Source organism: Streptomyces sp. NPDC021356, from assembly GCF_040641015.1.
Lineage (GTDB): Bacteria > Actinomycetota > Actinomycetes > Streptomycetales > Streptomycetaceae > Streptomyces.
In genome coordinates this window covers 163,492-183,358 of sequence record NZ_JBFACU010000011.1, presented here as the reverse complement: position 1 = coordinate 183,358, position 19,867 = coordinate 163,492, and the positions used below count along the sequence as shown (strand labels likewise).

Here is a 19,867-nt window from a genome sequence, read left to right as displayed (position 1 = left end):
GCGCGCGAGGAGAGCAGTACGTGAAGGACGCGCCGGAAGAGCGGTCCGCGACGGGCGCGCTGAAGCAGGCGGCCCGGCAGGCGGTCGACCGGCGCGCCGAGGAGCTGATCGCGCTGTCCGAGCGGCTGCACGCCGACCCGGAGACCGCCTGGGAGGAACACCGGGCCGCCGCCGCCGTACCGGAACTGCTCGACCGCGCCGGGTTCGACGTCACCCCGTCCTACCTGGGCCTGGAGACGGCGTTCCTGGCCCGGTTCGGCAGCGGGCCGGTGCGGATCGCGCTGTGCGCCGAGTACGACGCGCTGCCGGGCCTCGGCCACGCGTGCGGGCACAATCTGATCGCGGCGTCCGCGGTGGGGGCCGCGCTCGGCCTCGCAGCCGTTGCCGATGACGCGGGCCTCACCGTCGAGGTCTACGGCACCCCGGCCGAGGAGGGCGGCGGCGGCAAGATCGAGATGCTGGAGCGGGGCGCTTTCGCCGGGGTGGACCTCGCGATGATGGTGCACCCGGCGCCGGTCGACGTCGCCGAGGCCCGCCCGTTCGCCGTCAGCCACTCCAGGATCTCGTACACCGGGAAGTCCGCGCACGCCGCGGCCTATCCGGAGACCGGGGTCAACGCGGCCGACGCGTTCACCGTGGCCCAGGTCGCCATCGGCCTGCTGCGCCAGCAACTGCCCGCCTCGGCCAGGGTGCACGGGGTGGTGACCCACGCCGGGGACGCCCCCAACGCCATCCCGGAGCGGACGAGCGGCCGGTGGTACGTCCGAGCGGAGACGCTCGCCGAACTCGCCGAGCTGGAACCGCGGGTCATGCGGGCCTTCGAGGCCGGCGCCCTCGCCACCGGCTGCGAGCTGGAGATCGAACCGGAGAGCAAGCCGTACGCCGAGTTCCGTACGGACGAGTCCGCCCTCGGGCACTACCGGGCGAACGCCCTCGCCCTGGGGCGTGAGTTCGCGCCGCCCGGCCAGGCCGCGCGCATGAACCGCGCCTCCACCGACATGGGCAACGTCTCGCAGGTGGTCCCGGCCATCCACCCCTACATCGGCATCGGCTCCCTGCCCGCCACCAACCACCAGCACGAGTTCGCCGCGTACTGCGTGGGCGGGACGGCGCAGCGGGCCCTGCTCGACGGCGCGATCGCGCTGGCGTGGACCGGCGTGGACCGCGGCACGGCGGACGAAGGAGCGGTGGCATGACGGGAACGGACAGGTCGCGCACCCAGCACGACACGCTCGGCGACACAGACACAGACACAGGCGCAGACACGTACCGCACCGAACACGACATGCTCGGTGACGTCGCCGTGCCGGCGGACGCCTACTACGGTGCCCACACCGTCCGGGCGGTGGTCAACTTCCCCCTCACCGGGGAGACCGTGGCCGCCCGGCCGCACCTGATCGGCGCCCTGGCGGCGGTGAAGCACGCCGCGGCCCTCGCCAACGCCGAGGTCGGCGCCCTGGACGGCACGCTCGCCTCGGCGATCGCGGGCGCGTGCGCCGAGTTGCGCGAGGGCGCGCTGCGGGAGGAGTTCGTGGTCGACCTCATCCAGGGCGGCGCGGGCACGTCGACCAACATGAACGCCAACGAGGTGATCGCCAACCGCGCCCTGGAACTGCTCGGACACTCCCGCGGCCAGTACGCGGACCTGCACCCCCTCGACCACGTCAACCTCGGCCAGAGCACCAACGACGTCTATCCGACCGCGGTGAAACTGGCGCTGGACGCGCACATCGCCGAGCTGCTCGCCGCCCTGGCCGCTCTGCGCGAGGCGTTCGCCGCCAAGGCCGCCGAGTTCGCCGACGTGCTGAAGATGGGCCGAACCCAGTTGCAGGACGCCGTACCGATGACGCTGGGCCAGGAGTTCGGCGCGTTCGCCGCCACCCTGGCCGAGGACGAGCAGCGGCTCGCCGAGGCCAGGGTGCTGCTGCACGAGCTGAACCTCGGCGGCACGGCGATCGGTACCGGACTCAACGCCCGCCCGGGCTACCGCGAGCGCGCGATGGAGCACTTGCGCCGGCTCACGGGGATCCCGACGCTCGTGTCCGCGCCCGACCTCATCGAGGCCACCCAGGACGTCGGTGTCTTCGTCCAGTTGTCCGGCGTCCTCAAGCGCATCGCGGTGAAACTGTCCAAGATCTGCAACGACCTGCGGCTGCTGTCCTCGGGGCCGCAGGCCGGGTTCGGCGAGATCAACCTGCCCGCGCGGCAGGCCGGTTCGTCGATCATGCCCGGCAAGGTCAACCCGGTGATCCCCGAGGCGGTCAACCAGATCGCGTTCGAGGTCATCGGCAACGACGTGACCGTCACCCTCGCCGCCGAGGGCGGGCAGCTCCAGCTCAACGCCTTCGAGCCGGTCGTGTTCCGGAGTCTGAGCGCCGGCCTCGCCCACCTCACCGCGGGGATCACGGTCCTCACCGAACACTGCGTACGCGGCATCACCGCCAACCGCGACCGGCTGGCGCGGACCGTGGCGGCCTCCGTCGGGCTCGTCACCGCGCTCAGCCCCGCACTCGGCTACGAGACCGCCTGCGCCCTCGCGCTGGAGGCCCACCACACCGGCAGACCCGCGCTCGACCTCGTGCGCGAGCGCGAGCTGCTGACCGAGGCGGAACTGCGCGAGCTGACCAGCCCCGCGTCCCTCACCGGCCTGCCCGTGCTCTGAAGGGCACGGCGTCGGCAGCACCCGCACAGCCACCGCTTCTCCACCCATCCCCCAAGGAGGCGCGCATGCGCACCTACAACAGCGCCGACACGCATGACAGGGCGGACACGAGGACCGACGTCGAGGCGGGAACCGACGTGGTCGCACTGCGCAGGAGCGTCATCGCGGGTGCCGTCGGCGTGTTCGTGCACTGGTTCGACTGGGCGGCCTACGCCTATCTCGCCGGCACCGTCGCGACCGTGTTCTTCCCGTCCCAGAACCGTACGACCGGGCTGCTCGCCGTGTTCGGTGTGTTCGCCGTGTCGTTCGGCATCCGGCCCATCGGTGCCCTGGTGTTCGGGCCGCTCGGCGACCGGATCGGCCGCAAGCGCACCCTGTCGCTGGTCATCTTCCTGATGTCCGGTGCCACCCTGACGATCGGCCTGCTGCCCGGCTACGCCTCGATCGGCATCGCCGCGCCGGTGCTCATGCTGGTCCTGCGCCTGGTCCAGGGCTTCGCGGCGGGCGGCGAGTTCGGCAGCGCGGCGAGCTTCCTCGCCGAGAGCGCGCCCCGGCGCCGCCGCGGATTCGGGGTGAGCTGGCTGGAGGCCGGCTCCCTGCTGGGCTTCCTCGCCGGCTCGTTCGTCTTCCTGCTGCTGTCCGCCGGGCTCGACGAGAACCAGCTGACCTCCTGGGGCTGGCGCATTCCCTTCCTCGTCTCCGCGCCGCTGGGCGTCATCGGCTTCGTCATCCGCAGCAAGATCGAGGACACCCCGCAGTTCCGGATGCTGGAGGCCGGCGACTCGGTCCCGCGCAGCCCCGTGCGCGAGCTGCTGCGCTCGCACAAGCGGCAGCTCCTCCAGACGGCGGGCCTCATGGCGGCCATGCACGTGCCCTTCTACGCCGTGCTGACCTACCTGGTCACCTACGAGACGGACCACCTGGGCCACTCGGCCGACAGCGCCGCCCTGCTGTCCACGGTGATCTCGCTGCTGGGGCTGGCGCTCGTGCCGCTGTTCGGCATGCTGTCCGACCGGGTCGGGCGCAAGCCGGTGTTCGTCGGGGCGACGGCGGCCCTGCTGGTCGTCTCAACCCCGGCGTTCTGGCTGATGCGGACCGGGCTCGCCGGGACCTGGGTCGCCGGTCTGCTGCTCGGCGTGATCCTGGCGGCGATCCTCGGCACGTACGCGGTGTGGTCGGCGGAGGCATTCCCCACCCGCACCCGGCAGAGCGGCCTGTCCATCTCGTACAACATCACCGCCGCCCTGTTCGCCGGCACCGTGCCGTACCTGATGACCGTGCTCATCTCCGCGACCGGCTCCACCCTGGTGCCCGGCCCGTACCTGATGGTGTTCGCCCTCGCCGGTCTCATCGCCGCCCTGACCCTGCGGGAGACCGCCGGGTGCGCGCTGCTGCACCCCGAGGACGTGGCCGAGGGGCCGGCCCGCGAGACCCCGGTGGACAGTGCCGCATAGGGTCGGCACCGGCACCGGTCACCAGGCGCAAGGGTCACGTATGACGGCACCAGTGGGTTTCACGCTCGTTCAGCTCCGCTACTTCCTCGTGGCGGCCGAACGCGGGTCGATGACGGAGGCGTCGGCGGAGCTGCACATCGCGCAGTCCGCCGTCTCCACGGCCGTCTACAACCTGGAGCGGGACCTGCAGGTGCAGCTGTTCATCCGCCGGCGGGGCCGGGGGCTGACCCTCACCCCCGCCGGGGAGCGGCTCCGGCAGCAGGCGCGGGATCTGCTGGCCCGCGCCCGCGAGATCGAACGGGAGGCCCGGGGAGACGGCGAGACCCTCTCCGGGCCGGTCGCCGTCGGCTGTTTCGTGACCCTGGCCCCTTCCTACCTGCCACCTCTGTTCAGCGAGTGCACCCGGCGCCATCCGGGCATCGAGATCGACGTGGTGGAGGCGGAGACGGACCAGCTCGTCCGGGCCCTGGCGTCCGGGCGCATCGACTTCGCCCTCACCTACGGCCTGGGCCTGTCCGCCGATCCGGAGCTGCACAGCGAGACGATCGCCCGCGCCCCGGCCTACGTCATCGTCGCCGCCGGCCACCCGCTGGCCGGTCAGGACAGTGTGGAGCTGGCGGAGCTGTCCGCCGAACCCCTCGTCCTCCTCGACCTCCCCCACAGCCGCGACTACTTCCGCTCGCTGGTCGCCGCCACCGGCACCGCGCCCGACGTCCGCTACCGCACCCAGAGCTACGAGACCGTGCGCTCCCTGGTGGCCCGCGGGCTCGGCTACTCGGTGCTCAACCAGCGGCCCGCGACCAGTCAGACCTACGGCGGCGGCGAGGTCGCGGAACTCCAGCTCCGGGACGGCGGCCCCGCCCTCGAAGTCAAGATCGCCACTCTCGGGGGCATGAGCCAGACCGCCCGCTCGCGCGCCGTGATGGACCTGCTGCGGGAGATCGCCGCCGGGGCCGACGCCGACTGAGCGTCCGGGACCGACGCCGGCTGAGCCTCCAGCCTCCGGGCGGACCGGGCTCTGCACTCGTCCAGGCTCCGGCGGACCGGCCCCTACAGTTCGGCGCAGCCCGTCACCGCCCGCGCATGGGCCAGGACCAGCCCCTGGGCCCGCTCGGGGCGCAGGGCCGCGTTGCGGCTGACGATGTGCAGGCCGTACCCGTCCTCCAGGGCCACCAGCCCGTGCGCCAGGTCGTGCGCGGGCGCGGCGAGGGTGAACACCCCGGTCGCGGCGCCGACCTCCAGGGCGGTCGTGTAGAGCGCGACCTCGCGGGCGAACAGGGAGGTCATCAGCTCGGCGTGGCCCGGGCTGCGGCCGGCGCGCCGGTGCAGTTCGTACAGCAGCCCGTGCACCGGGTCCTCCGTCATGCTCGGCAGGCCGCTGTGCAGCAGGGCCCGCAGCCGCGCCGCGGGCCCTTCGGCGGGTGCCTCGTCGTAGGCCCGCTGCCGCGAGTCCAGGTAGCTCTCGACCGCGCCCCGGTGCACCTCCAGGACGAGGTCGTCCAGCTCCGGGTAGTAGTACAGGACCGATCCCTGGGAGACGCCTGCCGCGTCCGCGATGTCCTTGATGCGCAGCCCCTCCAGCCCGCGCTCCGCGATGGCCCGTCCCGCCGCGGAGACGAGGGCCTGCCTGCGTGCCGTCTGGTTGCGTGGTCTGCCGGCTTTCCCCATGGCGGCCAATTCTCTGTCACAGACATCAGCCTTCGCAATAAGTTTCCGACAGAAGCATTGACGGTCGGTTCACCTATTGTTTGAATCTCGACTCAAAGAAACCGGCGCAGGCATTCGCTGCCGAGCCCCTCGTCGCTGCCTCGCCCACCGATTCGAGGCGGCACCTGAGACGACCCCGGCCGCACCGGATCCGGACGGGCACCGGTTCACCCACGTGCCATGACGTCCACGAAGCGATCGAAGGCCACAGCATGCAGACGTACGCCCACTGGCGGCAGCGCGCCGCCGACCTCACGCCCCGCACCCGCCTGTTCATCGACGGCGCGTGGGCCGACCCCGACGGCGACCGGTGGTTCCCGACCGTGAACCCCGCCACCGGCAAGACCACCGCCCACGTGGCGGCCGGATCGGCCGCCGACGTCGACCGGGCCGTGGCCGCGGCCCGCACATCCTTCGAGGACGGCCGCTGGTCGCGCACCGCGCCGGCCGAGCGCAAGCGGGTCCTGCTCGCGCTCGCCCGCCTCATCGAGGAGAACGGCGAGGAACTCGCCCTGTGCGACACCCTAGACATGGGCAAGCCCATCGCGGAGTCCCACGGCACCGACGTGCCCGGCGCGGCCGGCGTCTTCGCCTGGTACGCGGAGGCCGTCGACAAGCTCTACGACGAGGTCGCCCCGGCCCCGCCCGGCAACCTCGCCCTGGTGCGCCGCTCCCCGCTGGGGGTCGTGGGCGCCGTGGTGCCCTGGAACTTCCCTCTGGACATCGCGAGTTGGAAACTGGCGCCGGCCCTGGCGGCGGGCAACAGCGTGGTACTGAAGCCGGCCGAGCAGTCCCCGCTGTCGGCGCTGCTGCTGGCCGAGCTGGCCTCGGCGGCCGGGCTTCCCGACGGTGTGCTGAACGTCGTACCCGGTCCGGGGGAGACCACCGGGCGGGCACTCGGCCTCCACCCGGACGTGGACACCCTGGTCTTCACCGGCTCCACCGCCGTGGCCAAGCGGTTCCTCGCCTACGCGGCCGAGTCGAACATGAAGCAGGTGTGGCCGGAGGCCGGCGGCAAGAGCCCGAACGTGGTCTTCGCCGACGCCGACCTGGAGGCCGCCGCCGAGCGCGCCGCCTGGGGCTTCGTCTACAACTGCGGGCAGGTGTGCTCCGCCAACACCCGCCTGCTGGTCGAGGCGCCCGTGGCCCAGGAGTTCACGGCGAGGGTCGCGGAGCACGCCCGCACCTGGCTGCCGGGCGACCCGCTCGACCCCGCCACTCGTCTCGGACCGCTCGTCGACGAGGCCCAGGTGGAGCGGATCCTGCGAGCCGTGCGCTCATCGGGCGGCACCCTCGTGTGCGGCAGTACGCGTCCCGAGCGCGACGGTGCCTACCTGGACCCCACCGTCGTCACCGGCCTCGCTCCCGACGCCCCGCTCGTCCGGGAGGAACTGTTCGGCCCCGTGCTGACCGTGCTGCCCTTCCACGACGAGGCCGAGGCGGTCCGCCTCGCCAACGACTCCGCCTACGGGCTCGCCGCCTCCGTGTGGACCCGGGACCTGGGCCGGGCGCACCGCGTCGCCGACGCCCTGCGGGCGGGCACCGTCTCCGTCAACACCGTCGACGCGCTCAGCCCGTTCACCCCGTTCGGCGGCTTCAAGCAGTCCGGCCACGGCCGCGACCTCTCCCTGCACTCCTTCGACAAGTACACCGGCCTGAAGACGACCTGGATCGCGCACTCCTGACCGCACCGGCCACACCACACCGGATCAACCCGCACCGCACCACCGAAACAGACGAAGGACGTACCGCTCATGACCCTCGACGCCGCAGACCTCACCCGTCTCGACCGGGCGCACATCATCCACCCCTACCTGCCGGGCAGCGCCACCGAGCGCGTCGTCATGACCTCCGGCTCCGGCTGCCGCCTCACCGACACGGAGGGCCGCGGCTACCTCGACGCCACCGGCGGCCTCTGGCTCGCGCAGGTCGGCCACGGCCGCACCGAACTCGCCGACGTCGCCCACGAGCAGATGAGGAAGCTGGAGTACTTCACCAGCTTCTGGGAGTTCTCCAACGAGCGCGCCATCGAACTCGCCGCCCGCCTGGCCTCCCTGGCCCCCGCCGGCATGGACCACGTCTACTTCACCTCGGGCGGCTCCGAGGGCAACGAGGCCGCCATCAAGATGGCCCGCTACTACCACCACCGGCGCGGGGAGAGCAGCCGCACCTGGATCCTGGCCCGCAGCAAGGCGTACCACGGCATCGGCTACGGCGGCGGCTCGGCCACCGGGTTCCCGGTCTACCACGAGGGCTTCGCCCCGATGATGCCGCACGTCTCCCACCTCACCCCGCCGTGGCCTTACCGCAGCGAGCTGTACGGCGGGCAGCCGCTGAGCCCCGAGCAGGTCACCGACTTCCTGATCCGCGAGCTGGAGGAGCGCATCGCTCGGATCGGCCCGGAGAACATCGCCGCGATGATCGGCGAGCCCATCATGGGCGTCGGCGGCATGCTCGTCCCGCCGGCCGACTACTGGCCCCGGGTGCGCGAGGTCCTCGACCGGCACGGCATCCTGCTGATCTTCGACGAGGTCGTCACCGCCTACGGCCGCGTCGGCGAGTGGTTCGCCGCGCAGTACTTCGGCGTCACCCCCGACATCATCGTCACGGCCAAGGGCATCACCTCCGGGTACGTCCCGCTCGGCGCGCTCCTGGTCGGCGACCACGTCGCCGAGGCGCTGCTGCGCGACCACGGCTTCCCGATGGGCTACACCTACAACGGCCACCCCGTCGCCACCGCCGTCGCCACCGCCAACCTGGACATCATCGAGAAGGAGGGCCTGCTCGCCCGCGCGACGAGCCTGGGCGCCTTTCTGCACAGTGAACTGCAGGCGAAAATCGGTGAGTTGCCCATCGTCGGGGAGATCCGCTCGGTCGGCATGATGCTCGCCGTGGAACTCGTCCAGGACCGCGCCACCCGCGAACCCCTGCCCCTGCGCCCCGACCGGATGCCGCACGACGTCATCCGCCGCGAGACCGGCGTGATCGTACGCGACTCCGCGCACAGCCTCGTGCTGTCCCCGCCGCTCATCATGACCGAGGCCGAGGCCAAGGAGGCGGCCTCCGCGCTGCGCAGCGTCCTGGAGCGCACCGAGCCCACCGGCGAGATCCGCGCCGCCTGACGCCTCAGGCGTTCGATGCCTTCGGCCTCAGTGGGGGGAGGTCCGGCCCGCGACGACCGGGCCTCCCCCGCTGATGTCCCCGGCCCAGCACCACCCGACACGGACCCCACACCGTAGCGGCGCCCCGCACCCGCGCCTCCTCGCAGTCACTCCTCTCCCCTCCTAGGAACTGCCCGTGTCCTCCAACCTCTCGACGACCGAACCCCGAGCGTCCCGGCCCGAGACCGGCGGCGCGCTGCAACGCAGCCTCAAGCGCTTCGACATCACCGCCATGGCCATCGCCGCGGTCATCTCCTTCGACACCGTCGGGCAGATCGCCACCGGCGGCGGCGAGGCCGCCACCTGGACGGCGTTCATCGCCCTGTTCTTCCTCGTCCCCTACGCCCTGCTCTTCGCCGAGACCGGCGCCGCGTTCCCCCAGGAGGGCGGCCCGTACGTGTGGGTCAAGCTCGCCCTCGGCCGTCCGGCGGCCGCGCTGACCACCCTCATGTACTGGGTCACCAACCCCATCTGGCTGGGCGGTTCACTGGTCTTCCTCGCCGCGCAGACCTGGGACGGCTTCGTCTTCCACCTCGGCTCGGGCACGGTGGCCGACTACGTCTTCAAGCTCCTGTTCGTCTGGGTGGCCATCCTCACGGCCGTGGTCTCCCTGCGCCGCGGCAAGTGGATCACCACGGCGGGCGCGGCGACGAAGGTCCTCGCCCTCGCCCTGTTCACCCTCACCGCCGTGCTCTACGGGGTACGGCACGGCTTCCACGGCCTGGCCGACACCCGCTTCACCCCGACGACCGCCGGTTTCCTCGCCCTCGTGCCGATCCTGCTGTTCGCCTACGTCGGTTTCGAGGCGCCCAACGCGGCGGGTGAGGAGATGCACGACCCGCAGGCCGACGTGCCCGCCGCGCTCGGCCGCTCCGCGACCGTCGCGGCCTGCTGCTACCTGCTGCCCGTCCTCGCCCTGCTGGCCGTCGTACCCGCCCGCCAGGTCACCGGCATCGGCGGCTTCATGGAAGGCGCCCGCCTGGTCTTCGGCGTCTACGGCGTCGCGGCCGGCCCCCTGTTGAAGATCACCGCGGTCATGTTCGTCCTCGCCCTGCTCACCCAGGGCAGCGCCTGGATGATCGTCAGCGACCGCATGCAGGCCATGGCCGCCGCCGACGGAGGTTTCTTCACCCGCGCCCTCGGCGCCTTCCACCCTCGGCTCGGAACCCCGGTGCGCACCAATCTGCTCTCCGGAGTCGTCGCCACGGTGTTCATGCTCGCCGCCATGCGGCTCGCGAACGGCGACGCGGCCGACGTCTTCGCCGTGGTGCTCACCGTCGCGGTCACCACCCTGCTGCTGTCCTACCTGGTCGTCGTGCCCGCCCTGGTCCTGCTGCGCCTGCGCCGACCGGACGTCCCGCGGCCCTACCGCGTCCCCTTCGGCACCCGCGGCTTCCTCTTCTGCGCGGCGCTCGTCTACGCCTGGATCCTGATCGGGTCCTGGTCGGCGCTCTTCCCCGGGGTGCTGGAACACCTCTTCGGCATCGGCTACGCCTTCCACGACGTCTGGGGTATCTCCCGCGCCTCGTTCGAGACCTTCACCCTCGGCACCGTCGCCGCGCTGCTGATCGTGGGTGCCGTCGGCGTAGTGGTGGCCCGCCGGGCGGACTCTCCCCCGCGGGAGAGTCCGCCCGGCGGGCCGGTCAGCACGTGATCAGCGCACGGCGTACGCGTCGGTCACGGTCTGGAGGACGGAGTTGCCGGCCGCGTCCGTCAGTTCGGTCCTCAGCGTGACGGACTTGCCGGCCGCGCCCGCGTGGTCCACGGTCGCGGTCCAGCGGCCGTGGTGCTGCGAGGTCGTGCCCTCAATCCAGGTCGCGCCGCCGTCGTACGAGTACGAGACCTTGGCGGCGATCAGCCTGCCGGGTGTGTAGCCCGCGTGGCCGGTGACGCTCAGTCCGATCGTCTGGCCGTCCTTCGCCGGGAGGGTCTTGAGCCCGTCCGTGTCCAGGTCGTAGTTCGGGAAGAGCAGCGGTATCCCCTGGGAGTAGACGTTCTCGTCCCGGTGGGAGCGGAACCTCCAGACCGTCCGGGTCTGGACGGACCGCTTCCACACGGCGGCGGGCTGCCCGAACTTCGCCGTGTACAGGGTGAGTTCGTAGGCGGCGTCCTCGGCGGGGACGGTGAAGGTGCCGGACGGCCACCCGGTCTCGCCGATCACCTTGCCGCCGCTGGTGAGCTGCATGCTGCCGACGTCACCGAAGGAGCCCTGGATGCCCATGTGCTCGGTGTCACCCCAGAAGGCGGGTGCCACGCCGATGAGGTTGTCCTGCCGCTCGGCGGCCAGCTGGAGCTTGCCGGCGGCGTCGCGCGGGGCGGCCGGGGCCGGGATGCCCCGGTACCAGTTCTCCGCCCGCTTCGAGCCGGCGGTGTAGGTACGTGTCCGGTCGGCCATGGCCTCCCCCCAGGGGAAGCTGGAGGAGAGGTAGCGCGTCCACGTGCTGTCGCCCGCCGAGTAGTACTCGGTGCGCTTGCCGGGGACGGCGACGGAGTCGGTGGCGGCGGAGAACACCCCGCCGTACGGCCGGCCCATGACCATCGTGTCGACGTAGTCCGTCGCGACGCCCATCGCCTCGTAGGTCGCGCTGACCGAGGCGAGCTTCTTGTCCCGGACCTGGTAGGTGCGGTCCGAGGTGAGCGGACCGGTCTCGGGGAAGGCGAGGTTGTAGACGAACGGGCTGCCGGCGGTGGCCTGCCAGCGCAGCTTCACCGAGCCCTTGGCCAGGGCCGCCTTCAGCGCGGCGGCCTCGTCCGCCTCGATGCCGAGCGAGGGCAGCGGCGCCCGGCCGAGGCCGACGGACGGCTGCCAGGGGCCGGCGGCGGGACGGTGGGCGAGGATCGCCTTCGCGCCCGCGGCCTTCGCGTCACGCGCCAGGGTGCCCAGGAAACCGTCGTCGCCGGCCTCGACCAGCGCGATCTTCCCGGCGACGCCCGCGGCCCGCAGTTCGTCGGGGGTGCCGGTGCCCGCGTCGACCAGCGCGGCCTCGCCGGTTCCGTCGAGGTTGACGGAGCCGGTGCTCGCCGTCCTCGGGTGCAGGTCCGCGCCGCCGACGACCGACAGCTTCTGGATCTGCGGGGCGTACGCACGCCAGAAACTGGTGAACTCGAAGTCGCCGTCGTGTGCCTTGCCCCGCACGTCCGCCAGGTAGTTCCGGACGCTCCCGGTGCCGGTGAGGGAGCCGGAGTGCAGCCAGGTCCCGCCCCAGGTACGGCCGAAGGCCAGGGTCGTGGAGCGGCTCTCGGAGGTGTGGTCCGCGGTCTTGATCCGGAGCCGGTGCGCCGTGCGGGCGTCGAGCACCAGGGTGGTGTCCTTGGTGACGTCGATCTGGGGCCGGGCGAGATAGGCGACTGACTCGGCCATGCTGCCCGTGGCGTCCGCGGCATCCGGTGTGATGACGAAGCCGGAGACGAAGTACGCGCCGGGGCGCAGCCGGTAGACCTGGTCGGCGGCGCCCTCGTTGAAGCGGCGCTCGCCGCCGGCGGTGTCGGTGCCGATCACGTCCAGCGAGGAGGAGCCCGTGGCGGGCGCGCCGGTACGGTCGATCAGCTTGACGCGCAGGGTGACGGTCTGCGGCTCGACGTAGAGGGAGAACGGGGTGGAGACCTTCACGCCACCGGACGCGGTGGCCAGCACCCGGCCGGTGACGTCGCCGTACTGGGCGGCTTTCAGGTGCGCGGTCGGGTCGATGCGCAGCGGGACCTTCACGGTGGTCCCGGCCGGGACGGTGACGGTCTGCGCGTCGAGTCCGGCGACGGGGGAGCTGACCGGGGAGCCGTCGTTCCCGGTGACGCCCTGGACCCTCAGCGACAGCTTCACCGGCTTGGTGCCGGAGTTGGTGTAGGGGAGGGTGACGGTGGTGCGGTCGCTCCGGTCCTGCGGCCAGGCGAAGGTGCCGGCCTGGACGGCGGGGGCGCCGACGACGGTGGTGTCGATGGCGGCCTTCACGTCGAGCCGGCCGGCGCCGGTCTCCCGTACGTCGCCGGAGATGTCGCTCTTCGCGGACGACACCAGGGCGGCCTTGACCTGCTGGGCGGTCCAGTCGGGATGGCGCTGCTTCACGAGGGCGGCGGCGCCCGCGACGTGCGGGGTGGCCATCGACGTACCGGACATCGACCGGTAGGCGTAGATGCCCCGGCCGCCCGCGGCCGCGGCGGAGATGTCGACGCCGGGGGCGGCGATCTCCGGTTTGAGGGTGTGGGCGCCGATCACGGGTCCGCGGCTGGAGAACGGGGCGGTGGAGTCGTCGTGGTCGACGGCGCCGACGGTCAGCACGCCGGGGGCGCAGCCGGGCGAGGAGACGGTGTTGAGCGCCGGGCCGGAGTTGCCTGCCGCGACGACGAACAACGTGTCCTTGCTCTGGGCGAGTTTCTCGGCGGCGACGCTCATCGGGTCGGTGCAGTCGGTCGGCTCCGGGCTGCCGAGGCTCATGGAGACGACGTCGGCCTTCTGGTCCACGGCCCACTGCATCCCGGCGATGATCCAGGATTCGGCGCCGGAGCCGGAATCGTTGAGCACCTTGCCGTTGAGCAGGTCGGTGCCGGGGGCGACTCCCTTCTCCTTGCCGTCGCTCGCGGCACCGGAGCCGCCGACGGTGGAGATGGTGTGGGTGCCGTGGCCCTGGTGGTCGTCGGTGGTGCTGGAGTCGGTGAAGTTCTCCGCGGCCGAGATCCGGCCCTTGAGGTCGGGGTGTTCCGCGTCGGCGCCGGTGTCGAGGACCGCGACCTTGGTGCCCTTGCCGGTGTATCCGGCGGCCCAGGCGCGGTCGGCGCCGATCTGCCGGGTGGACTGGGCGAGGGTGGCCTGGACCTTGCGGTCGAGCCAGAGCTTCTTCAGGCCGGAGGCGGAGAAGGAGCGGGTGTCGGTGACGTCGGCCCAGAAGTCGGCGGCCTTCGCCTTGTCCGCCTTGAGCGCGACGCCGTCGATGGCGTCGAGGACGAGGCCGCGCTTGGCGCCGCGGGGGGTGGCGGTCGCGGTGCGGGACGCGGCCTGACCGTAGACGGCGATCAGCGGCAGCGCGCTGGTGTGCGCGTCGTCGTAGCCCTGCCGGATGAGTCCCGTGACGTTGAAGAGTTCCTCGTCGACCTTGCCCGCGGCCAGCGCCCGCGCGGCGCTGTCGGGGTAGACGTAGAGGTCCTTGCCCGACTGCCGGGTCTGCAGGAGGGGCACGGAGCCGTCCTGGCGGGGCAGCGCGGTGACCGACGCGGCCCCCGAACCGTCGGTGCGCACCAGGACCTTGTCGCCGGTGACCAGGGTGAGGGTGACCGGTTGTCCGGCCGTGGCGGTGGCCGTGCTGCCGGTCAGTGGTCTCGTCGCGGTCGGACCGTCCTGCGGCGCTGCCGCTGACGGTGCGATCGCGGTGACGGCCAGGACGGCGGCTGTGGCCGCTCCCAGTGCCGTACGCGATATCGGACGCATCGCTCTCCCTGAGTGAGGACCGGACACCAGTGAACGGGCAGAGGTGTGCCGGAAGTTGTCGGTGCTGCCGTGGCGTCACCTTGGCAGAACGGGGAGCGGTGGAGTGATCTGGTGCGCGGCGGGTTTACGCCGTGGCCGCTTCTCGCCGCGCGCCGGACGTCCGGGAGTACGGCCTCGGACGTCCGGGAGCAGGGCCTCGGACGTCCGGGAGTACGGCCGTGTCAGGTCACCAGGCCGTGGCGGTAGGCGTAGACGACGGCCTGGACGCGGTCGCGGAGCTGGAGTTTGGTGAGGATGCGGGAGACGAAGGTCTTGACGGTCTCCTGGCTGATCACGAGGGCCGCGGCGATCTCGCTGTTGGAGAGGCCGTCCGCGATGAGGCGGAGGACTTCCAGTTCGCGAGGTGTGAGCGGGGTGTCGCGGGCATTGTTCTCGGTGGGCCGGATGCGCGCGGCGTAGCGCCCGACGAGCCTGCGTGTCACGTCGGGGTCCAGGAGGGCCGCGCCGGTGGCCACGGTCCGGATGCCGTGGAGCAGCCGGTCCGGAGGGGCGTCCTTGAGGAGGAAGCCGCTGGCGCCGGCGCGCAGTGCCTCGTACACGTATTCGTCCAGGTTGAACGTGGTCACCACGAGGACTTTGACGGGGTGCGGCACTCCGGCGCCGGCCAGCAGGCGGGTGGCCTCCAGGCCGTCGAGGACGGGCATGCGGATGTCCATCACGACGACGTCGGGCCGCACCTCGCGGGCGAGGTCGACTCCGGTCCGCCCGTCCCCGCACTCGCCCGCCACCTCCATGTCGGGCTGGGCGTCGATGATGGTGACCAGGCCGGTGCGGACCAGCATCTGGTCGTCGCAGACCAAAACGCGGATCGGTGCGCTCACGAGGTGCCGCCGGTGGGGATGCGTGCCCGTACGGTGAAGCCGCCGTCCGCGCTGCCGCCGGCGCTGAAGTCGCCGCCCAGCACGTCGACGCGTTCGCGCAGGCCTGCCAGTCCCCGTCCGCTGCCGGCGGGGACGGCGGCGCGTGAGCCGGTTCCGTCCGTGCTGACCTCCACGGTGATCTCCCTCTCGCCGTGCCGTACCTGGACTGAAGTCCGGCTGCCGTGAGCGTACTTGAGGGCGTTGGTCAGTGCCTCCTGCACCACCCGGTAGGCGACGAGGTCGGCGCTGCCGGTGGAGGCCGGCGGTGTGCCGTGCTCGGTGAAGTCCACCGGTTGTCCGGACCGGCGGGTCTGCTCGACGAGGGTGAGGACCCTGCCGACGGCCGGTGTCCTGGGTTCCACGGCCTCCGCCGCGCCGGCACGGGCGGCGGAGGTGCCGGTGTCGTGGCCGGTGCCGGTGCCGTGGTCGGGGTTGAGCAGGTCGAGCAGGTGGCGCAGGTCGGTGATGGCGCGGCGGCCGGTCTCGCCGACCGCGGTCAGGGACCGGTCCAGCCGCTCGGGTGCGGCGGTCAGGTAGCGGGCGGCTTCGGCCTGTACGACCATCGCGGTCACGTGGTGGGTCACCACGTCGTGCAACTCGCGGGCGATGCGGGTGCGTTCGGCGGTGCGGGTCTCGGCCGCGACGCGTTCGCGGCGTTCGGCCTCGGCGGCCCGCGTGGACCGCAGCCACGCCCCGGCCCCCCAGGCGAGCGCGAGGACCAGGTAGAACGTCACGAACTCCGTCGGCGTCTCGCCGCCCGAACCCAGCCGGGCCAGCGCCACCGCCAGCGGCACGTACGCCACGGAGAGCAGGACCACGGTGGTGCGCCGGCGGTGCTCCAGATGGGAACCCGTACTGATCAGCACGACGGGCAGCGCGGTACCGGCGACCGAGTGGTAGCCGCGCAACTGGTCGAGGGCGAAGCCGCACGCCACCAGGGCGAGGCAGACGGCCGGCCACCGCCGCCGCACCACCAGCGGAAGGCATTCGAGCGCGAGGGCGACGACGCCGAGCGCGTCGAGGGGGCGGGTCGGCAGGTCCCCGACCTCCGTGCCGTGGCCGCGCAGTCCCGGCAGGAACGACGTGGCCAGGAACAGTATCCCGAGCGGCAGGTCGCGGACGGTGACGGGGAGCCGGCGCCACACCTGACCGGCCCCCTGAAGGCTCATCACCGGGCGAGTGTAGCGAGGGCCTCGACGCGCTCGGCACGCTGCCGGGGGACGATGTGGCCGCGCCGGCGGGCCAGCCACAGGAAGGTGACCGTGAGCAGCGCGCCGGACAGCATCGCGTACACACTGGCCTCCGGCCCGAACTCGCCCCCGGTGAGCAGCTCGGCTCCCGACGTCGAGGCGTCCAGCAGTCCGTGCGTGGCGCCGTTGCCCGACACCTCGGTGCCGAAGATGCCGGACTCGGCGAAGTTCCAGCCGAAGTGCAGGCCGATCGGCAGCCAGAGGGAACGGGTGGCGGCGTACGCCGCGGCGAGCGTGCCGCCGGCCTCGAGCGCGATGGCGACGGCGCCCAGCAGGGTGGCGTCCTTGTTGAGCAGGTGGGACGCGCCGAACACCACACCGGACAGCGTCAGCGCGAGGTAGGTGCCGAGCCCGCGCTCCACGAGCCGGAAGAGCAGACCGCGGAACATCAGTTCCTCCGTGATCGCGGCACCGGCCATGAAGCCGACCAGTCCGATCGCTCCGGTCGCCGAGCCGAAGCCGTGCACCTGGTAGTCGCCGAGGAAGTAGATGTTGGCGATGACGCACCCGAACCAGGCGACACCGAGGACCAGACCTCGCAGGAGGGACCCCGACGCGCCCTCGCGGGCCAGCTCCGTCACCGGGCGCCGCTCGGTGCGCCCCACGACCCACCGGTAGACCACCACCGAGAGCACGACCGTCAGGCCGCCCAGGAGGAGGGAGAGCCAGGGGTTGTCCTGCACCGCGGTGACGCTCTGACCTCCGATCGCACCGACCAGGACCACGGCCAGGATCTGCCACACCAGTTTCATGACGACTCTTTCTTCGGTTCCGTTTCCGGTTCGTTCTCCGGTGCGCGGCCGGGGCGCCGCGGCTGAACCGAACGCTAGGGAAACGGTGATCAGGAATCGTCACCTCACAGTGGACACCTGCGCGTAGCTCTCACGGGGGACAGGCCCCGGTCACCCCTCCCGGTGCGCGAGCCGTGGTGGACGCTGGTGTCCGCGCCGCCGGCGCCGTCGGCGACGTCGGCCACCGCGAAGGCGCCGTGGCCGCGTTCGGCGATCAGGTGGGTGACGACCTGGTGCACAGCGGCGCGTTCGACCGGCGGATCGCCGCCGACGTCGCACTCGACGGCATCTTCGACCTCGAAGACATCAACACCGCCCCCTCCCGCCGCCCCGCGACGAGGCCGAGCGCCGGACGCGGGCCGCGCAGGAGCCGGGCCTCGACGCGGCGATCGAGGCGGCCATGACCGCCTCCCCCGCCCTCAAGTGGGCGATCAAGCACGGCAGGTCCACGATGGGCTCCGGCAGTCCCGCACACGGGCGGGACGCCACTTCGGCCGCAGTATGAGAGTTGACTCTCACACTTCATGAGAGGACACTCTCAGAAATGGACCGTGGTAATCGCCTGGGTGACATCGAGATCACCGACCCGAAAGCCATGCGGGCGCTGGCGCACCCCGTACGGCTGGCCATCCTCGAACGCCTCCAGCGGCACGGGCCCGCCACGGCGACGCAATTGTCACCGCACGTCGGAGCAACTCCCTCCGTGACCAGCTGGCATCTGCGCCACCTGGCGGGATTCGGGCTCGTCCGCGACGCCGAGCCCGGAGCGGATCGCCGGGCGCGAAGGTGGCAAGCGGTGGCCCGGGGTTTCCGGTTCGAGATGCCCGAGGACGAGGAGGGCCGGTCGGCCGCGCGGGGGCTGTCCAGGGAAATGTTCCTCCACTCCGCCGACCTGCCGCATCGCTGGGCGACGGAGACCGAACCCGAACTCGATCCGAAGTGGCGCAGGCTCGCGGGGCTGGCCAACACCCGCCTCGTGGTGTCCGCGGAAGAACTGGCGGGCATCGAGGACGCGATCGAAAGCGTCCTCGCTCCGTACGTCACGCGCGACCCGGCGGAGCGCCCCGCCGGCGCCCGCGGAGTCCGGCTCTTGCGCTACCACCTCCCGGAGGGCGCCGAAGAGCAGACGGGCGAGGCGGAGTGAGCGCCCAGCCGGCATCGCTGTGGCGGGACCGGCGGTTCGTGCGCTTCTGGGCCGGGCAGTCCGCCTCCCAGTTCGGTGACCGCATCTCGGAACTGGCGCTGCCCCTGATCGCCGTAACGGCCCTTCATGCCTCGGCCAGTCAGGTCGCGTGGCTGACCTCGCTCGCCTGGGCACCGAATCTCCTCGCCGTCGTACTGGGCGCCTGGGTCGATCACCGAGTGCGCAAGCGCCGTCTGATGGTCCTGGCCGATCTGGCACGCGCGTGCGTGCTGCTGACACTGCCGGCCGCATACGTGTGGGGTGGCGTGACGCTCACCCAGTTGTACGCGGTGGCGTTGCTGACCGGCGCCGCGGGTGTGCTGTTCAACACGGCCTACCCGCCCTTCTTCGCACACCTCGTGCCGCGCGCGTCCTACGTCGACGCCAACAGCAAGCTCAGCGCCAGCCGTTCGGCCTCCTACGTCGCCGGCCCCGCCGTCGGTGGGTTTCTCATCCAGGCCGTCACCGCGCCCGTGGCCGTGATCGCGGACGCCCTGACCTTCCTGGCCTCCGCCGCCCTGGTGGGACCGATCCAGGTGGACGAACCGGCCACAGCCGGTGGCGGGCAGGCACACTCCTCCCTGCTGCGCCGCGCCAGGGAAGGGCTGGTCTTCATCGTCCGTCATCCAGTGCTGCGAGCGAGCCTCGGCTGCGCGACGACCGTCAACTTCTTCACGTTCCTGACAGGTACCGGTCTGACCGTTCTGTTCGCCGACCGCGTGCTCGGTCTGTCCGCCGGGGTCATCGGGCTGGCCTTCGGTGTCGGATCAACCGGAGCTCTCCTGGGCGCGGTGATCGCCCCGGCGATTTCGCGAAGGATCGGCCTGGGCCGGAGCATCGCGGTCGGCGCGGTGCTGTTCCCGGCCCCCATCGCCATCGCCGCCACAGCAAGTGGTCCTACTTGGGCCCGCGCAGGGGCCCTCGGGCTCGCGGAATTCCTCTCCGGAGTCGGCGTCATGCTGTTCGACGTCAATCTCAACTCCCTGCAGACCACGGTCATACCAGACGGCATGCGAAGCCGCGTGGCCGGCGCCTACAGCACGGTCAACTATGGGATCCGCCCCATCGGCGCCCTCGTCGGAGGCATGCTCGCCACCGTCGTCGGGCTCAGGACGACCCTGATCACGGCCGCGGTCGGAGGGGCCCTGTCACTGCTCTGGCTGCTCCCCTCACCGATACCACGCATCCGCTCCCTGACTCAGGTCGAATCAGTCCTCGCCGAGGGCGGCACCCGGGAACAAGGCCGACCGGCGCCTCGATGACAGGTAGGCGAACCAGGAGGGCGACGAGGTCACCACCGCCGCCACGAGCACGCCGACGCCT

General features: G+C 72.0%; 15 protein-coding genes. 10 read left to right on the top strand and 5 right to left on the bottom strand.

The features are described from left to right. Positions 1 to 20: 20 nt before the first annotated feature. The 4 genes from AB0G56_RS17230 (at position 21) to AB0G56_RS17215 (ending at position 5,083) form a co-directional block, all read left to right on the top strand. Positions 21 to 1,196, top strand: coding sequence for a M20 family metallopeptidase (locus AB0G56_RS17230; RefSeq protein ID WP_360969892.1), 1,176 nt, complete (start codon positions 21 to 23; stop codon positions 1,194 to 1,196). Beyond that, entirely contained in the window at positions 1,193 to 2,662 is a 1,470-nt protein-coding gene (locus AB0G56_RS17225; protein WP_360969890.1) for an aspartate ammonia-lyase, read from the top strand. The genes AB0G56_RS17230 and AB0G56_RS17225 overlap by 4 nt, the downstream gene beginning before the upstream one ends. 65 nt (positions 2,663 to 2,727) lie before the next feature. Then, positions 2,728 to 4,116, top strand: a complete 1,389-nt coding sequence (locus tag AB0G56_RS17220) for an MFS transporter (protein WP_360969888.1) — start codon at positions 2,728 to 2,730, stop codon at positions 4,114 to 4,116. A 40-nt stretch (positions 4,117 to 4,156) separates the two neighbouring features. Beyond that, entirely contained in the window at positions 4,157 to 5,083 is a 927-nt protein-coding gene (locus tag AB0G56_RS17215; RefSeq protein ID WP_360969887.1) for a LysR substrate-binding domain-containing protein, read from the top strand. 83 nt (positions 5,084 to 5,166) lie between these two features. Here AB0G56_RS17215 and AB0G56_RS17210 read toward each other — a convergent pair whose 3' ends face one another. Then, complete coding sequence (locus tag AB0G56_RS17210) at positions 5,167 to 5,784, bottom strand: TetR family transcriptional regulator (RefSeq protein ID WP_360969885.1); 618 nt, start codon at positions 5,782 to 5,784, stop codon at positions 5,167 to 5,169. A 251-nt stretch (positions 5,785 to 6,035) separates the two neighbouring features. Between AB0G56_RS17210 and AB0G56_RS17205 the strand changes: the two genes are divergently transcribed. The 3 genes from AB0G56_RS17205 (at position 6,036) to AB0G56_RS17195 (ending at position 10,638) form a co-directional block, all read left to right on the top strand. Beyond that, positions 6,036 to 7,508: an aldehyde dehydrogenase family protein gene (locus tag AB0G56_RS17205; protein ID WP_360969883.1), complete on the top strand. Its 1,473-nt coding sequence runs from the start codon at positions 6,036 to 6,038 to the stop codon at positions 7,506 to 7,508. A 69-nt stretch (positions 7,509 to 7,577) separates the two neighbouring features. Beyond that, positions 7,578 to 8,945, top strand: coding sequence for an aspartate aminotransferase family protein (locus AB0G56_RS17200; protein WP_360969881.1), 1,368 nt, complete (start codon positions 7,578 to 7,580; stop codon positions 8,943 to 8,945). A 175-nt stretch (positions 8,946 to 9,120) separates the two neighbouring features. Then, entirely contained in the window at positions 9,121 to 10,638 is a 1,518-nt protein-coding gene (locus AB0G56_RS17195) for an APC family permease (RefSeq protein ID WP_360969879.1), read from the top strand. Here the strand turns inward: AB0G56_RS17195 and AB0G56_RS17190 are convergent, their stop codons facing one another. The 4 genes from AB0G56_RS17190 to AB0G56_RS17175 form a co-directional block, all read right to left on the bottom strand. Beyond that, positions 10,639 to 14,400: a S8 family serine peptidase gene (locus AB0G56_RS17190; protein WP_360969877.1), complete on the bottom strand. Its 3,762-nt coding sequence runs from the start codon at positions 14,398 to 14,400 to the stop codon at positions 10,639 to 10,641. Positions 14,401 to 14,621: 221 nt separating this feature from the next. Next, positions 14,622 to 15,281 carry a response regulator transcription factor gene (locus AB0G56_RS17185; RefSeq protein ID WP_360969875.1) on the bottom strand — a complete coding sequence of 220 codons (660 nt, stop codon included), beginning with the start codon at positions 15,279 to 15,281 and terminating at the stop codon, positions 14,622 to 14,624. Then, positions 15,278 to 16,489, bottom strand: coding sequence for a histidine kinase (locus AB0G56_RS17180; protein WP_360969873.1), 1,212 nt, complete (start codon positions 16,487 to 16,489; stop codon positions 15,278 to 15,280). The genes AB0G56_RS17185 and AB0G56_RS17180 overlap by 4 nt, the downstream gene beginning before the upstream one ends. Next, positions 16,489 to 17,322 (bottom strand): CPBP family intramembrane glutamic endopeptidase, encoded by an 834-nt coding sequence (locus AB0G56_RS17175; RefSeq protein WP_360969871.1) that lies wholly within the window; start codon positions 17,320 to 17,322, stop codon positions 16,489 to 16,491. The genes AB0G56_RS17180 and AB0G56_RS17175 overlap by 1 nt, the downstream gene beginning before the upstream one ends. A 173-nt stretch (positions 17,323 to 17,495) precedes the next feature. On the opposite strand from AB0G56_RS17175, the gene AB0G56_RS17170 reads away from it, so the two are divergent. From AB0G56_RS17170 to AB0G56_RS17160, 3 genes are all read left to right on the top strand, one after another. Beyond that, positions 17,496 to 17,765, top strand: a complete 270-nt coding sequence (locus AB0G56_RS17170; RefSeq protein WP_360969869.1) for a hypothetical protein — start codon at positions 17,496 to 17,498, stop codon at positions 17,763 to 17,765. Between the two features lie 140 nt (positions 17,766 to 17,905). Beyond that, positions 17,906 to 18,505: a helix-turn-helix domain-containing protein gene (locus AB0G56_RS17165; protein ID WP_360969867.1), complete on the top strand. Its 600-nt coding sequence runs from the start codon at positions 17,906 to 17,908 to the stop codon at positions 18,503 to 18,505. Then, complete coding sequence (locus AB0G56_RS17160) at positions 18,502 to 19,806, top strand: MFS transporter (protein ID WP_360969865.1); 1,305 nt, start codon at positions 18,502 to 18,504, stop codon at positions 19,804 to 19,806. The genes AB0G56_RS17165 and AB0G56_RS17160 overlap by 4 nt, the downstream gene beginning before the upstream one ends. Positions 19,807 to 19,867 lie beyond the last annotated feature (61 nt).

What these genes read in the sequence shown, in the direction of transcription:
- AB0G56_RS17225 (WP_360969890.1), top strand. Translation starts at nt 1,193, where the DNA reads ATGACGGGAACGGACAGGTCGCGCACCCAGCACGACACGCTCGGCGAC.
- AB0G56_RS17220 (WP_360969888.1), top strand. Translation starts at nt 2,728, where the DNA reads ATGCGCACCTACAACAGCGCCGACACGCATGACAGGGCGGACACGAGG.
- AB0G56_RS17215 (WP_360969887.1), top strand. Translation starts at nt 4,157, where the DNA reads ATGACGGCACCAGTGGGTTTCACGCTCGTTCAGCTCCGCTACTTCCTC.
- AB0G56_RS17210 (WP_360969885.1), bottom strand. Translation starts at nt 5,784, where the DNA reads ATGGGGAAAGCCGGCAGACCACGCAACCAGACGGCACGCAGGCAGGCC.
- AB0G56_RS17205 (WP_360969883.1), top strand. Translation starts at nt 6,036, where the DNA reads ATGCAGACGTACGCCCACTGGCGGCAGCGCGCCGCCGACCTCACGCCC.
- AB0G56_RS17200 (WP_360969881.1), top strand. Translation starts at nt 7,578, where the DNA reads ATGACCCTCGACGCCGCAGACCTCACCCGTCTCGACCGGGCGCACATC.
- AB0G56_RS17190 (WP_360969877.1), bottom strand. Translation starts at nt 14,400, where the DNA reads ATGCGTCCGATATCGCGTACGGCACTGGGAGCGGCCACAGCCGCCGTC.
- AB0G56_RS17180 (WP_360969873.1), bottom strand. Translation starts at nt 16,489, where the DNA reads ATGAGCCTTCAGGGGGCCGGTCAGGTGTGGCGCCGGCTCCCCGTCACC.
- AB0G56_RS17175 (WP_360969871.1), bottom strand. Translation starts at nt 17,322, where the DNA reads ATGAAACTGGTGTGGCAGATCCTGGCCGTGGTCCTGGTCGGTGCGATC.
- AB0G56_RS17165 (WP_360969867.1), top strand. Translation starts at nt 17,906, where the DNA reads ATGGACCGTGGTAATCGCCTGGGTGACATCGAGATCACCGACCCGAAA.